Below are 16,101 nucleotides of genomic sequence, written 5' to 3'. Positions count from 1 at the left end.
CTAGTTGTTGTTCTTTTTTAACCTGAGGTAGTTATCACGCAGTTCGATCGCGCGCGCGCGATCGGCATCCAGCTCACGACGCGCTAGCAGCAGACGCCAGTCATTTTTGTCCAGATTTGGTTGGCGAAAGAGTGCAATAACAGCAATATAACGTGCTTCTGCTGCCAGCGGTGCAGTGAGGGCGATGGCCGATCCCGGTCTGATGATCAGGCTGTGGCTCTCCAGCAGATCTTTCTGTAGTGCTTGATTTCCCTGCTCCGCCAATTGCCGATAGGTGGCCTTTTGAAACTGTTTGTTGTCGCGCAGTTGATAGACACGTACCAGTACTGATTCAGGAGAGAGACCGGTGGTCGCGTTCTCACTATTCAGTGCATGACGGGCGAAAAAATCGAGGTGCAGCAGCTTTACCTGTTTGCGAAACAGTGAATAAGAGGGCACAGGATCAGCGATCTCACGGCTGACTTCACCGGTTGGTGAACGACAGCCGGTGAGCAGCAGCAGCAGGGTTGGCAACATGATCCTAGCCGGTGAAACGATATTGAATAACACGCATGTCTCCTTGTTCAATCGGGTTGGCAACCAGACCCGCGTAATGGCCCAGTTCAATCGTGATAAATTCAGGCAACCGGTCAGTAGGTGGTTGCTCATCGCCGTCCAGCAGCCAGTTGATGCCCAGTTTGCAGCTGCTTTCACCCAGAACAATACAGGGTAACAGGTGGCTGGCGATGGTCAGTTCAATTCGCGCCTGATATCGCCATCCTAAATAAACCCTCAGTAGTAGCAGGAAATCGGCATATAGCTGCTCGCCAGTCAGCCAGGCCGTTGCCTGTTGTTGATCTGTGGTTTGTAGCGCGATCAGCAACTGACTATTCGCGTCGGTCATTTCATCGCCCAACACCCGGTCACCCTCCAGCCAGGCTTCGCCTGACTCGCTAAAGCAGAGTGGGTTGCTGACCGCTACGCGGCGTAAGCAGTGTGCTGTAATAGTGCTGGTGGTGTTTGGTGCCAGTAGCTGCACCAGCGCGGTGATCCCTTCTGCCGTGCGGCCTGGTTGGCGGATCAGCCCCAGTAGCGATAAAAAGCGTGACATTGGCGTGGCAAATTGTGCCTGGGTGCCTGGGATAGCCATGCCCATCAATCCCAGTAGACACTGCGAAATCACATCTTTGCCACCGCTCTCGAAGGTGGTTGGGTAGGAGTATTTGCGCCAGATGCGGTAGAACTGCGTCATGATGCGATGGTTGAAGATATCGAGAAAGTGCTCCAGCGCCTCATGCCCTTCACGTTGTAGCGTTACATCATCGATATAGGCACTCGGAAGCGGGGAGTCGACACCGTACAGCCCAAAAAAGGTGGTACGCACCGTTGCTGGCGTGTCGGGATGACTGGCATCAGACTCGAGCGCCTTCAGTTCACTGACTGGAAAACCCATACCGGGGTGAGGACGAAAACGTACCGGATCATCGTGCGGTGAATCGGTACTGCCGAGTGGTGGTGCATCGGTTTGTTCAAGCAGTTGGCAAAAGCGGTAAAAACCGACTTGTGCTATCTGTTCGGCTAGGCGTGCTGCTAACGGCTGTGGCAGTGTGCGTGGTTCTCTTGCCATTGCAAACGTTCCCCGGTCGGTTGTAACACCAGCGTTAGACGGTTAAAAAGGTGGATATCGGTGTAGAGTGCAAAAAAACGGCTGAGGATTTCACCAAACAGGCTGATATCGCCGGTGCCATTGAAGCCATTGCTATCCAGCGTGATTTCAATCTGTACTCCGCGCAGCAGGTGGCCGCGCTCAAAACGCTCGATTTGCCAGTGCTTTACTTCGACAATCGCTTCCAGCCGCCGTCGGTTCATCTCGCTATCGGTCCAGTCGTACAGTGCCAGGGTTCCGCGTAGCACCTCGGCGTTATCCATCATCCAGAGGAAACTGCTACCAAGATGACTCAATACACGCCAGTGGAAGCGATCCCGGTTCGGTGGATAGCAAGGCATGGTGGGTGCGGTTAGGTTACGGATCTGCAACGGCACTGCTGGCATCTGTAGCGCACTGTCTAACAGCGTGCTCTGTAGTGATTTACGCGCTAGTTGGCCATTGGTGCCGGTTAACGTCAGAGAGAGTTTCTCATCCTCTGGCACTGTCAGTGTGTCGAATGCCTCACCACCGAGGATCAGCCAGGTGTCATGTAGCCCAGAGGGGCCGCGCTTGACTCGGGTGTGGTAGTAATACTCGGGGGCATCGTGGCGTAACATGCCGCCTTTGTGACGGAAACTGGTAAAAGGCACGTAGACCTGCTGGTGACTCTGGTTGGCAGCAATTACTGAATCGACCGAGTAGATCTCAGTGTGTCCGTCCTGAATGCGCAGCGGTTGCAGCAGATATTCAGTCTGCAACGGCGAGAGCAGAATCGGATCAGAATCCAGTGGGAACAGGTTAATCACCGGCACGCAGTGCAGGCGCAAGTGGCGTTCACTGAACGAGAAGTCATGTAACCAGTTCTGTTGTAGCACGATGTCGATCTCAAATCCGCTTAGTCGGGCCGGCAGTTTCACCTGCTCAAGTCCTTGCAGGGTGACAAACATAAACTTTTCACGAAAGGTGAAATACTCCAGCAACAACTGATAACCGCTGAAGGTGCTGTTATCTTTGGGCCATAAGCGCTGTTGAGGATCAAATCCCTGCGGTGAAAAAAAGGCAGCTAAAGGCTGTGTTTGTTGTTGATTTGCAAGGCGTATTGAGATGCTGTCGACATTAAGCGTCAACGCATGGTGTAGCGCACTGGCAACCGTGGGATCGGCATCCAGGTAGATCGGCAGGTGGGTTAACTTAAACTGATCCCAATCCGCCAGAGTGCTGCACTCAAAACGCAGACGGATCACTGATCGCGCTTGAGCATTGTGATGCAGAGTCGCCTCTACCAGTGCCAGTGGCAGTAGTTCCACATCATGTGTTGTGGCATAACGGCAGCGCGTTTCCGCTTCACCGATGGGCCGTGACAGCACAGAAAAGCCTTTTTCAACGATGAAATGTTCTTTCATGCCACGCCAGTTGGGTGCCAGTTCGACAATTGCCAACGAGGGAATGGTACGCAGATAGTGTGGCCAGAGCAGGCTCATCACCCCTTCGGTGAGTTCGGGCAGATCATCATCCAGCTTTTCGCGTAACCGACCGATCAGAAAAGCAAAGCCTTCAAACAGTCGTTCAACATAGGGATCACGCGCACCGTATTTATCCAAGTTCAATAATGCTGCGCGATCCGGGTGGGCGCGGGCAAACTCTTCACCTGCTTCACGCAGGTAACGCATCTCGGCATCAAAATAACGTAGTGTTAAATCATCCATAGGGCGGGGTTCCGGTAATGAATAGCAGCCTATTCGATGAGGGTGTAGTGAAGGTGAAGTTGTCGTGGTCTCTAGCTCGTGGACGGGAGTGACGAGTTAACCGGCTTCCCTTTGAAAAATAATTTAATCCGAGTTAAATAACTTTGCTTTTTCTTTTTACGGTCATAGTGATCGATATATTCCGACCACAAACCGGGATCGGACAGCCAGGGGGGAGGAACATTGTTGCCATTTCTATAGAAAAATAGCCGGCCCAGCAAACGCTCATAATTACGATAGACATAACGTAACTCGGAAGCGGTGACCGACTGCCCGTAATTACCCTGTTTACTGACCACTTTCTTGAGATCTAACCTATCTAGTATAAAGTGAACTTTATGTGTCGCCTGCTCATCGGCGGTCATTTCAAGCCCAAGCTTGCTACTGCGTTTGGCCATCAGTGAAGGTAAAAAACCGAGTTCCTCGAAATGTTCACAATACAGTCCGCAATAGATATCTTTGCCCCATTTTTTCGGATCGCTATTGTCTTTGTAGATATTGGCGACATCAAATTTCGGTTTTCTTTTACCGGTGGCAAAGTAGTTATCCCACAGCGGGAAATAGTCAGACCTAGGATCGAATTTGACGATCTCATCGAGATTATCAGGCACCTGTAGACTCGAGGCTATCGCATGCAGCTTTTTCTTTGAGTACAGCTCAAGCAACGGCTCCAGATCATTGCTATAGGTAACGGTGCGGCTGATTTGGTTGGTGTAAAAATCCATCATCAGTGCTGCCGGATATTCATCGGTTAAAAATTCTGGGTAGGTTTTGGTAATCAGGATCTCACGTGCTTTTGCCAGCCCATACACCAGGTCACCGGCATCAATATCATGTTGGCGTGCAAAATCGGAGAGGGGTTTCTTGCCCTTCTCCGGTGTGGCGGTTGCGGGTTCCGCCTGTAGTGTTAGGCTCTCGATGCTGGATGGTTTGAGATAGGTTTTTGCGGTAGTGCTGGCGATAAAACGTGCCTGACACGGGCAACTGCTGCGGCTGTGTAGTGTGCCAGCCAGTTTTTTGCCATTCACTTGATCATGTGGAATGCCCCCCGAGACGGTGAATACTTTGCTTCGCTCTACACCGCAAGTGACTAAATCCCCTTCTCTAGCCAGTGGTTTGCCCATCAGTTTATTGGTCAGTTCGCCGGCAAGAATGATACCGCCGCAGCTGGTTTTATCACCGACCACCAAGTAGTAGCCTATTGGCATGATCGCTCCTGAAATACGCTAAGTTAGCATGTGTTGAATGATTGGATGTGTTAATGGCACAGCACCATCGCGCGCGCTGGATCGAGTACGATCAATTCGCCGAGCAACTGTTCAATCTCGCCGCTTAATCGGATCTTGTCGCTATCACTGCGTTGGAGTTTGCTGCGCAGCAGTGTCAGCCGCCGTGCTTTCACTTCAAACAGCAGTGTGGGCTGCCACTGTGTCAGGCGCAGGTTCTGGCCAGCGCTATCAAGCTCGGTCAGTAAATGCAGTGCCATATCATGCTGATTGTATTGCTCGCTGACTCGCGCAATCACCAGGCGTAATAACCACTGCTGGCGCACGCTACTGACGCCAGGGCGTGTCTGTAGCCAAGTGATCGCACTCTCTACGCCTTGTTGATCGGCCAGATTGACGGCTTCCGCTTCCCACTGTTGCGGATCATCATCCTGGTAACTGAGCGGTGTGTTGTTCGCTGTGTTCCAGCTAGCGGCTGTGGGTTCTAATACTTGCTGGTTGATCCACGCCAGTGTCACTTCATCGGCAAACGGGGTGCCATCGTTCCAGCACAATGTCTCTAGCCCTGGCAGGCGGGTCAGCAGCAACTTCAGATCCTGCTTGATGTAGTCGGCCCAGCTATCAAACGGCGAACCCGCCTTGCTAAAGGCTTGATGTAGATACCATTGCAGATCTAACCAGAAGTGGTTGGCTGCTTCGTTAAACATATTCTCCGTCTGTTCGTACAGCTCCAGCCAGCTCTGTTGCAGATAGAGCCGTTTCAATTGTGAACGGTATTCGGCGCGTGGCGGTGTTAGGCGGGTGCAGTGCGTGCTGTTAAACGGCGGTAGCCCATGCAGGGTATCCCAACGCAGATTTTTAATTAAATGGTGAGCGGCCAGTTGGCCGTTCGGTTGTTCACGCAGATAGCGGCTCAGTATGTTGGCCTGTTCAAACAGATCACGTCCTGACTGCACGTTGTGTAGCTGTGGCGGCGGGGCATATTTTTCCAGTACACTGTTTTCCAACACACTGTTTCCCAACATACTGTTTTCCAGCACACTGTTTTTTAGCATATTGTTTTCCAACATACTGTCTTCCAGCCCACTGCCGGCGCTCGCTGTGCCGGCTGATGCACTGCTGTTGTTGGCATCGCGGGTTGTGGTCAGGCGTGTTTCCAGCATTTGGTACAGCGCCGTCAATTGTGGCTGCGAAGCTGACGGCCAAGTAGCCAGCACATGTTCAATCAATGCCAGCGCACGCAAAATTTGCAATAACTGCTGTTTGGTCACGATCGGATAGAGGCGCAAGCTATCCAGCATTCGCTCACTGACCAGCCACTCCAGCGCGCTTTTCCGGCTAAGTGCGCGTGGGGGGTGCAGTTGTTCGCCAAACTGGTGCAGTAGCCCAGCCAGCAGTAGCAGGCCGCTGGCTAGCCCTTCAGCACCTTCGCGATGTAACCGTGCCCAGATGTAGTAGGTGGCGACACGCAGATCTTTGCAGTAGCTGACGAGCAGTTGCTCTGTCAGTTGGCAGATCAGCGTGGTATCTGCGCCGGAGAGTTTACTGACCTCTTCACGTATTAATTGGAAATCATCGTGATAGGTAGGGTCTTCCCCGACGCTGCTGCTCTCGTTTACCGGTGACAGCCAGTGCTGCCAGTCAGCAAGCTGTTGTATGGCTTGCTGTAGCAACGCTTCTGGTGTGCTGTCGCAGGCGGCGATCAGCGAGGTCAAACTTGCCATTACACGCTCTCTCAGAACGACTCGATTAGCGCCGGTTAGCGGGCTTGGTGGAAAGGAAGATCTGCGCCGGTAGATTGAAATTGCGCAGCGCCAGCAAGGCTAACGGGCCGTTGCCCTGTTCGGTGCGCAATATCCACTGTAGCGGTGGCTGGTTGGCAACGGTAAAGCTGAGCTGGTAGTGGCCATCACGCAGTTTTTGTTGTCGCCCCTGCTCCAGCCAGCGGATCAGCCCCCAACTGCCGGGATAATCACCGTATAGCTGGCTGCCAGCGACAGCACTGTTCCAAGTGAGCGTGACGCCGGGGTGATAGTCATCACTTGGCCAGCGGAATTTTTGCCAGTTCTCCATCTGGTTGAAATAGTGCAACTCCTTACCATCAATTAACAGATTGCTTTCCAGCACATTGGCCACCGGACGCGCCAGCAGTTCAAATTGCAGATATTGTCGTTCGGTGCTACGCAGAATGTTGGCAATCTGGCTGAGTTGATTGATTGCGGACAAAAATTCAGGGTTAAAGTGGAGTCCTCTGCTGTTGACGCTATCGATAACCCAGCGGTTTCCCTGTTTGTACAACATGCCAGCCAGCTCACTAGACAAAAAAGCTTCGATACGGCCGTGATCTTTGGCAATAAAGTCCTGCAACAACGCCAGTGAGGCGTCATTTTTGCTGTCGACAAACGGGTAGCGGCCATTAAATGCTGCTTGCCACTCACTGACGACGGTTGTTTGCCACTGCTGATTTAGGCTTAGGATTGCCGGTTGTAGTAGCGCCTCCCAGCTCTGTGTGACGGGTTGCAGAAACAGCGTCTGGCTAAAACGCTGCCAGGCAGTGCCAAAACTGGCCGCGAGCAGTTGGGCATATTGTTGAGTTTCAAGCAGCTCGAGATTCTTACCTTGAAACACGGTTTGTGCCAAGACGTGCGGATCGTCACTTTCCAGCACTTGTTGCAGTTTTAGCCGTAGGCGGGTAACCCGTGTCAGATAACTTTGTAGATTCAATGCGCTGTCGTAGAGCAGCGCAGTTTCAGCGCTGGCTTTGCCCGTGACAACCTGTATTGCTGCGAATTCGGCGTGTAGTGGGTGGCGTGGTTGCTCATCCTCGGCTTCAGCGTCGGAGAATATTTTTTTTAACCGCTGTGAAGCGCTAGCGAGTGGCTGCTGTTCTGTGTCTGCCTGCCAGCTGAGATGATTCAGTAGCGCCACCAGGGGAGAGCGGCGCAGATCACTGATCAGTGTCAGTTGCTCGATAACATCAGGCAGGCTTCTTGCGGGTTGCCACTGCATGTTATTGAGGAACGCCTGCCAATGGCGACTGAAATCGGCAAAGTAACGCTGGGTGAGTTGAGTTCTTAACGTGCTGGCGGAGTAGCGCGCGTTGTCAGCGCTGCTCTGCTCGCCCAATACCCAGTCGAGCTGTTGTTGTCGGTTTGCCACCGCAGCGGCGATCGCCGGTTGTACATGTTGCTCCCAGGCACTACGACTAAACAGGCCAGGCACTGAGCTGCTGTTGTGAAACAGCAGTTCGGCATCTGTGCCGGCAGTCATATCGGCCAGCATCAGTGCACTGTAGTTAGGCTGAAGTGTTGAGATGATGTGTTGGTACAACTGCTGTTCTGTCTGTGACTGCCCCAGTTCACTCAGCAAACGGTGACGGGTACGTGCTATCAGCGCGTTATCAGCATTCAGTTGCCAATCCGGTTGTTGTCGCAGTGTGTTGGCATAAAAACGCCATAATTCAGGTGCTAGGCTACGCCACAGCTCAGGATTAATGCCAGCACGTTCTGGCTCGATCTGCTGCATCAGTGCTGCAAAAAATGAGGCTTCGGCTTTTTCGGGTTGACTGGTGATCATCAAATAGGCTTTTAACTGTGGATACCCTTGATGCAGCAATGTGCTGTAGTTCGGATCGCTGCGAGCTACCGCCAGAAGGGCGGTGAGCTTTTGTGCTAACTGCCGTGCAGCAGGCTGGCTGAGTAACGGCTGATTCAGGCGCTGATAGTGCTGTAGCAGTTGTGTCAGTAGCTGCGGGGTATAGTCGAGGCCAAAACGCCGGTACCAGGGCGTACCTTTGGCGCGGTAGCGTTGCAGTTGGCTGATGGTATGGCTAAGTGATTGCAGCGCGATCAACTGCTGATCGCCAGATTGCTGTGGCTGATTGAACTGTGCGACTTGCTCGGTTGCCGAGATAATCTGTTGCCGGTTCACGCCGAACGAGAGCAGACTGCCGAGAGTCGCTAGCAGCAGAACGGCAGAGCATGTGTGGCGGATCAGCGTTTGCCCAGCGAGACCGATTGGCTGGCCATGCGCAGACTGGCAATCATCCAGTACGCTTTGCCAGCAGGCAGGTGCTGACCAGAGTTTGTTAGCGTTGTCGATGCGGCCACTACTGTCGGTGCTGATCGGCAGACTGAACAGCAGCCCACGCAGTGGTAATTGATGACGATAGAGCGTTAGCCAGTGGTTGAGTGCTTGCCGCCACTGATTGATCTCCTCGGTCTGCAACCGTTCAGCCAGCCGCAGCATAAAATCGCGATTCGGGTGCTGCTGTAGCTGTTGTAGTCCCTGTGCGCGCAGTTGCGGCAACAGCGCAGTGAGTTGTTGCTCCAGTTGTGTCACCGTGGCTGAAGGGGCCAACAGTGCGCCGATGGCGGGCATATCTTGCTGGTTTTTTTGCCAGCGTGCGCTGCATACCTGCCAGAGATAAAGTGCAGGGCGGTAATGTAGCAACTGGCCGATGTGCTCTAAGGTAGCCAGATGGTGGTCGAGCGTGGCGCGCTGTTTCTGGTCCAGCACCCAGACAATGCCATCCAACGGTTTGCGGCGTGACAATTGACGCCAACTGGCCAAGCGTGAGGCATCCAGCGCTTGTGACAGACTGCCGCCGTGCAACAGCACGCTGTTTTCACCATACAAGTAGCCCTGTTCTGCCAGTGACGGAACCAGCGCGGCGATCTGCTTGGCTTCTCCAACCACCATTAATAGCCGCACCTGACGTCGCCATAATCTGCCGTAACGGCGACGCAGCGTCTGTTTTAGCTCCAACATACTGTTGTGCCAACGCTGTGAATCATGTTCGACATTGACTGCCGCTGGCTGATCATCGGCCTGCAACTGTTGGCGTAGCTGCTCAAAATGAGTCTTGCCAGCCAAACGTGAGCCAATAAATGCCAAGGTGGCGAACAGCAGCAGTAACACACTGCTGACCAGTGTCACCGTTAGCCAGAGGGTGCGCGTGCTACCCTGAGGATCAAGGCTGAGTTGCTCTGGGTGTTGCCACAGCAGCCAGCTTAACAGCGTGCTGATCAGCAGCAGTAACAGTGTGATCAACCAAAACCACACTTCAGGACGTTTAAGCGCTGAGGAGACCTGTTTCATCAGTTATCCCTTGTTTGTAAAGCATTCGGTGCGACAACCACACTCCAGAGCTGCTCGGCGTGTGCAGTGCCGGCGATCACCAGATGGGGTTCCGCTACGGATCCAATCGATTGTGCCGCTGCTGCAATCGCCAGCCAGCAACCGGCATCCCCTGGATAGCCGAGAAACTGCTCAAAGTGATGTACTTGCTCGCCGGGTTGCAGCGCACTCAATGGTGGATGGGTGAGTGAGCGCATGGCACTGAGATAGCCTTCTGAAGCAGTTGGCAGACCGGTTAGCCAGAGCTGTTTGATGGCCTGATCCTCCAGCGGCACCCAGTCGGCGGTTTGCAACAGCGCACGGCTGAGCGCGGGATACGCTGCGCTGCTCGCTTCCGGTCGATGCAGCAGTGCGTGTGTGCGCACCGCGAGCGGTATCGAACGGTTGGCCAGCAGCAGGCCAACCAGCATCTCTGCACTTAATGCAGGCGCGGTAGGGGCGATTTGTAACGCGATAACCAGTAATGGTGCGCTCTGGTTGATCTGCTGATCTAGCCAGTGATCGACCGCAGCCAATCCGCGTCGGCTGATCCAGTTGATCGGCGTTAAACCACGTTGTTGTTGCCAAGCTTGCTGCCACAGTGCCTGTATTTCTGTTTCTGGCAGCGATGAGTGGCATTCCAACAGCAGATCAATCGGCTGTTGTGCAGGAAAGAGATCAAGGCTATCAGACAGTTGGCGAAGTAACTGGTTAAAAGCGTTGCTGAGTAACTGTTGTACGCTTAGCTTCGGTGCGACGGCTAAGCGGCTATGGAACAGGTTGCGCTCACCATTCCAAGCGGTTTGCTGGTTAATAATCGGTTGATTCGCCAGTAAGGCGTCAACAATCGGCGTGAATTGCAGATCGGCAGCGTGCCCGGTGGTGCAGTGTGCAGCGACAATTTGCAGTGCTCGGCGTCCTTGGGCAGTTTGTTGCAGGATACGCGCTTCACGCTGCTGATCCCAAGCATTGGCCTGTATCTGTTGCAGGAGATGCACCATCACGCGGCACCAGAGCAGCAGTAGCCAAGCAATCAATGCCGTGGCAACCACCAGCGACCAGCGTTTGTTCTGCGGCAGGTCAGGCAGTAGCCAGTGGTATAGCAGCAGGCTTGATAGCAGCAGTGTGATCAACACTAACAGCCAAAACAGAGGGTTGGGAGCTGCCGGACGCAAATAACGCTCCGGCAAGCGATTCAAGTTCACTGGCATAACATATCCGAGAGTGAGTGCCAATTGCGCCGTGTGAACAGTGGAAGGACGCACATGGGCCGTTGGCGGTGAATGAGCAGCAGAATGGGTCGCAGTCGCGTTATCCGAAAGTCAATCCACGTTGCTGCTCACAATGGGGCAGGGTGAGAACGGCGCTAACTAATCGGAATCGGTGTTATAGTCGACAGGCGGTGTGGCGCGCGGATGCTGTTTTGGCGAACCCCTTCTGGCTACATTGGGCTGAGCGGGCGTGTTGAGCAACGGCTGTGATGCCCCCGGTGACTGTTCTCGTTGCCGTTGCTCGAGTTGTTGTTGTTGCTCTAGCCGTTGCTGATGTAACTTCTGTTCTTGCTCCTGCTGTAGATGTTGCCAAACCATAGCCCACTGAAATTGCCAGCTTGCGACCTTAGGAATATTCGGTAATTCCCGTGGCTCACCAGCATTTTCGCCCATATTTCCATCTGTGGAGGTAGCCAGGTCTTCCGGTTCGTTAGAGTCATAATCCATGATGTTGTCGGTTTCCGTGTCTTTAAATGCAAATGGTGAGAAGAGAGAGAACGGATGTTGCAGACTGAGGCAGTGCAGCAGTTCATGGGCAGCGGTTTTATTGTACAACCCCAGTTGATAAACAAATGCCTCGCGTCCACCGATGTCGCGTGCTATTCCCTCTAGCACCTCTTTTTCTGCTTCATTGTTTTCGTTGAACACGGTTTTGAATACCGAGACATTAAAGAAATAGAGCTTATAGGCATACTCAAAATCTATCTCTGAAAGTTGATTGATTTGTCCTTTGATCAAATGCTTTAAATGATTAAAGTAGGTCGCCCGCGTATCCTGGCTGAAGGTAAAGTAGCGGGTATCTTTAAAGAGTGGATTCGCGGTGAGATCGACTGTCAGCTCAATAAAGTTCGGGATGACATAGAACTGGTTGAGGATATTGGTCAGTTGCTGTTTTGAACTGCTGATATCGAACGGATCGTCGTCACGGGTTTGATACTCCATCCGTGTCACGCATTTGACCAAGATCAGATCGATAGTTCGACGGTGTCGTTCATCGTTAGCTTTGATAAAAAACTCGCCAGCCAACTGCTCCTCCCCCTCAGCATTAACCGCAAAGGCACGGATCCTTTTATCTTCATCAAATTCAGCATGGCAGTTGATCTCTAGTCTGGTGCTGACGTCCGGGTTGACAACAATATTACCGGTCACGGTGATGTCGGGATCGGTCAGCGTGTTATCTTCGCCAAAGCGAAACACGATCTTTTCTGCGGGTCGATGGTTCTCTTCTTGTTGAAGGGTGACTGCCAGTTGGGCGGACTTTCCAGGCAGCAGGGTCATCACTGGGCTGTGATAGTGGAACAGCGTGCTGTCAAGCGGCTTTGGAAACGATACGTTTCTGATTTCCCTTTCTGCTTTGTCACGTAACCAGCGAACCAGATAATTTTTATACTGGTATGAAAATTGTAAATAGACCATATGATCCTGTTCGTATACGAGATCACCCTCTGGAGTCATGACGATCACACCGATCAGATCTCGGTAGGGTTTCTGAAAATATGGCGCGTGGGGCATTTTAATACGTAGCCAATCAAAGCCAAAATCACCTTGCCACTGTTCGGTCGGCTCGAAGTGAACCAGCGTACTCGCATAGATAATTTTATCTTCGTCTAATGCGTTCGCCATCTCTTGGTCGATGTCGTCCTCGCTCTCGCTCTCGTCCATGCCATCTTCGCTGTCACTGTTTCCGCTGGCAGAATCTGTTTCTGAGCATGAAGAGGATGAATGATCACTGTGATCGGCTGCCATTGCAGCACTGCCTGCCAGTGCCGCAATGGCAATATCATTGGGCGTGGCTGGTAGATTGGGCATTGTCACCGACAGCACGCAGGGAGATTGCTGGGAAACTTGTGCGCTATTGATCTCGAATGTGCCATTGGTGCCGATCTCAATATTCTGGCCATCCAGCATCAGGTAGCTGCCGCCAGCAGTGATGGTGATCTTTTTGTGAGCCACTAAGCGGATCTCGTCTTCGGTGCTGCCTAACTGGATCGCCCCGCGAGCCATGAGATCCATCATGCCATTGTGTGCCTGCATCAAGATTGGCCCCTCGCTGGCAATCAGCTTCATACCCAGTTTGCGTATATAAATATTCAAACGCTGACCGACACCAATAAAGAAATTTTTTAGCACACTCACATCGGCGTGCTCGCCTGCGGTAGCGATCAGATTTTTACTGGCACTCATTTGCAGATGCTCACCACTGCTGATCGCAGCACCTTGTGGCGCACTGAGTAACAACACGGCGGACTGGAGTTGTTCCAAACGCTGCTCTAGCAGGTCGATCTGCGCCTGCAGTTGCGCTGGTTCAGCGGTGGCGCTCTGGGCTGCCTGACTGAGTGCTTCGCTCAGTTGCTGCGCCTGTTGCAGACGATCGAGTGTCGGCTGCATCGCCAGCATCGCGCCTTCTGCCTGTGGTTGACCCTCTGCGCTGATAAAAATCCCTTGTTGGGCGCGGATAGCGCCAAAGCGATCGGTGCGTAGTTCAAAACCTTCACCGCGTTGTTGCTGATCAGCATTGACCAAGTGACCAAGGTTGAGCTGACTCTTGCCACCGTAGTCGGTGCTGAGGCTAATGTGCTGCTGTTCGCGCTGATCGTGCAGTTGTAATTGATTGCCTGCTGGCGTGCGTAGTACGTTGTATTTGTAGTTATTCAGCGTTACCGGGTCGGGCTGAGTGACATCATGCAGTGCATGGGCGATATAGGGGCGATCAGGATCACCGTTTTCAAACGCGATCGCAACTTCAGTACCGGCGAGTAGTGGCAGATGCAGGCCGTGCTGATTACCGGCATAAGGGCGAGCTAAGCGAACCCAGAGGCTCTCTTCACCTTGCGGCCAGCGTTGACGATCAAAGTGCATTTTGACGCGGTAGCGGCCGTATTGATCAAGATGTGCATAGATATCATTGGCATTGGTGCTGCTAATGTGAGCCGCCAACGTGCCGGCCATTTGTGGCTTGCTGATCAGTTCCGGGCGGAAGTGGTAGGCGGCTTTTGCCGGGATCGCTTCCAGTGTCAATTCAAAATGGCTATCACGCCGCGCGTGTGCGCGGGTGCGAACGATCAGTACACCACGCGTAAAAGCAGCGAGATGGGCATCACTGACCAGCAGACGTTGTCCTGGTGCCAGCTCGATGGCATCACTGAGTGCGCTAAAGCGTGCCTGTTGGTTGAGATAGCGCTGGTGATGTAACTGGGCATAAAACTCACTGCTTTCGGCACCACTTTCTAACGGCTCTGGCGCGCTGCTAAAACTGCTGTCTGCATAGTGATAAGCCTCACCGTAGGTGGTGCTCGATTCGTTGCTCAGATCGGCTTGAGCCATCGGCTGCTGATTGCTGTCGTGGCTGGCAAAGTGGGTCGTTACCGATTGCTCAACCACCTGGTGGTGGCTGCTGAGCTGCCAGACAGCAGCTTGTCTGCTGCTATGCAGGCCACCCGGGGTACGCATGGGCAAGTTGATCGCTGCTTGTCGCTGCTGTGCATGATCTGAGAATTCAACCAGATCACAACGTAGCCGGCTATCATGCAGGAAGCGAAACGAGATGCCGACTTCAGCCAGCAAGCGCGAGATAAAGCGCAAATCATCTTCGCCATACTGCATCACCTGTAGCCGTTTCGGGTATTTCTGGCGTAGCTGGAACACAAAATCGTGCGAAGCCAGCTTCAGGCGTTCACGTAGCACTTGTTCGACAATTTCTGGCACTGAACAGTGTTGGTAGATTGCGTGCTGACGGTTCTGGCGTAGCAGAGCCAAGCGTGGTTGCAGGCAAATCTGGTAATGCCCCTGGTCTTTCGAGTTTGCCAAGTGGCGAAAGTGGGTGATCACGCCGTAAATTATCCGGCATTGTGTACTGCGGCCACCATTGCTGATTTGCAGCGTGAAACTGCCAGGTTTCATCAATAACTGCTCTGCCGTCAGTGCCTGGTTGCTGCTGGTGAAGTCAATCGTGTAGTTAAATGGTTGGCTCAGTGCCTCTTCACTCTGGAAGGCGAGCACATCCAGCGTACTGAGGTTCCCTGGTATCGCAAGTTGGTATAAGTGCTTCAAAACTGGAGTCGAAGAATTTGTCATCATGCGGGTATCAATCGGTTGTTAATTAATGTGTTATTGGCGGTATCAGTATGATGTGTTTCAAGACCATGCCTATAGTGCGCCGCAGACGCTGAACCGTTGTTGGCAAGTTTGGGTGGCTCAAGTAGCGAAGGGTGCAAATGCTCATCGAGTGAATAGGGGATGGCACTGAAGTTGAGTGAAAAGTCGCCATCATATTTTGCACTACAACAGATACCAACAATCATCATACTGTCATTTCGTGTGGTGTTGATGTCATTAGCTAATACTTGCAGATGCCGTCCTGGTGTTAGCATGATGTTATTGCTGTTGCCTGAAAAATAGGGTTTACCAGAAGAATGTTGTTGATGATGGTGCGATAGCCCCCAAACTGATGTGTGGCCGTTTTTATAAATGGTATTTTCTGGTGTATTGGGCAGTGATAATGGTGATGATTCATGGCGTTGATGATCGTAAAAAATCACTGTATCGATTTTCAAGTAGGGATTGCTGAGAAAGCGAAACCAGATACCATGTTCTGCTAATAAGCGTGAAATAAATGATAAGTCATCTTGTTGCTGTTTGATTGTTTTGTGTTTTTTATACTCTTTTTCGAGTTTGAAAATAAATTGCTGTCCATTTTTAAACCGATAGTTGCTCAAGATCTGCTGGACGACTTCGGGCACTGAACAATCATGATAGAGTTGATTTTTATCACTGCCTGCCAATTGAAGTAAACGTGGTTGCAGGCAAATCTGGTACTGATTTTGATCGTCAGCCAATTGATGAACGCAGGTAATGATACCGTGAATTTCACGTTGAGGTGTTTGCCAGTTGGCACCACAGCACCTGATTGCCGGTGCCTGTAACATCAGTGTTGCCGGTTTCATCATTAATTGGCGGGCAGTGACGGTGTTCGCCAGATGAGTGATGTCGATGGTGTAGCAGAAAGGCCTGCTAAATGCCTCCTCACCACTAAAAGCAAAAATCTCCAATGGTTTTTTATATCCCGATACCATAAGGCGATATTGATAACGTCTCGATTTCATAACGACTAGTCC

The 16,101-nt window shown here is 52.3% G+C and carries 9 protein-coding genes; all 9 read right to left on the bottom strand.

The features are described from left to right. The 9 genes from tssJ to EOJ37_RS01155 all read right to left on the bottom strand — a co-directional run bounded on the left by tssJ (nt 1) and on the right by EOJ37_RS01155 (nt 16,089). Nucleotides 1-549 (bottom strand): type VI secretion system lipoprotein TssJ, encoded by a 549-nt coding sequence (gene tssJ / locus EOJ37_RS01195; protein WP_162473637.1) that lies wholly within the window; start codon nt 547-549, stop codon nt 1-3. Then, nucleotides 521-1,606, bottom strand: a complete 1,086-nt coding sequence (gene tssG / locus EOJ37_RS01190) for a type VI secretion system baseplate subunit TssG (RefSeq protein ID WP_127956810.1) — start codon at nt 1,604-1,606, stop codon at nt 521-523. The genes tssJ and tssG overlap by 29 nt, the downstream gene beginning before the upstream one ends. Then, entirely contained in the window at nt 1,570-3,333 is a 1,764-nt protein-coding gene (tssF, locus tag EOJ37_RS01185; protein WP_127956808.1) for a type VI secretion system baseplate subunit TssF, read from the bottom strand. Before tssF ends, tssG begins: the two co-directional genes overlap by 37 nt. Nucleotides 3,334-3,404: 71 nt before the next feature. Further along, nucleotides 3,405-4,580 carry a PAAR domain-containing protein gene (locus tag EOJ37_RS01180; RefSeq protein WP_127956806.1) on the bottom strand — a complete coding sequence of 392 codons (1,176 nt, stop codon included), beginning with the start codon at nt 4,578-4,580 and terminating at the stop codon, nt 3,405-3,407. A 50-nt stretch (nt 4,581-4,630) separates the two neighbouring features. Next, nucleotides 4,631-6,322 carry a type VI secretion system protein TssA gene (gene tssA / locus EOJ37_RS01175; RefSeq protein WP_127956804.1) on the bottom strand — a complete coding sequence of 564 codons (1,692 nt, stop codon included), beginning with the start codon at nt 6,320-6,322 and terminating at the stop codon, nt 4,631-4,633. Nucleotides 6,323-6,347: 25 nt separating this feature from the next. Continuing rightward, nucleotides 6,348-9,698: an ImcF-related family protein gene (locus tag EOJ37_RS01170; RefSeq protein ID WP_127956802.1), complete on the bottom strand. Its 3,351-nt coding sequence runs from the start codon at nt 9,696-9,698 to the stop codon at nt 6,348-6,350. Beyond that, nucleotides 9,698-10,927, bottom strand: coding sequence for a hypothetical protein (locus tag EOJ37_RS01165; protein ID WP_127956800.1), 1,230 nt, complete (start codon nt 10,925-10,927; stop codon nt 9,698-9,700). Before EOJ37_RS01165 ends, EOJ37_RS01170 begins: the two co-directional genes overlap by 1 nt. Before the next feature lie 159 nt (nt 10,928-11,086). Further along, entirely contained in the window at nt 11,087-15,064 is a 3,978-nt protein-coding gene (locus tag EOJ37_RS01160) for a type VI secretion system Vgr family protein (RefSeq protein WP_127956798.1), read from the bottom strand. Continuing rightward, on the bottom strand, nt 15,061-16,089 hold the full coding sequence (locus EOJ37_RS01155; RefSeq protein WP_127956796.1) for a contractile injection system protein, VgrG/Pvc8 family: 1,029 nt from the start codon (nt 16,087-16,089) through the stop codon (nt 15,061-15,063). The genes EOJ37_RS01160 and EOJ37_RS01155 overlap by 4 nt, the downstream gene beginning before the upstream one ends. Nucleotides 16,090-16,101 lie beyond the last annotated feature (12 nt).

The organism is Serratia microhaemolytica (assembly GCF_004011885.1).
Taxonomy (GTDB): Bacteria; Pseudomonadota; Gammaproteobacteria; order Enterobacterales; family Enterobacteriaceae; genus Serratia_G; species Serratia_G microhaemolytica.
The sequence above is the reverse complement of the archived record's forward strand: the minus strand, read 5'-3'. Positions and strand labels throughout refer to the sequence as shown.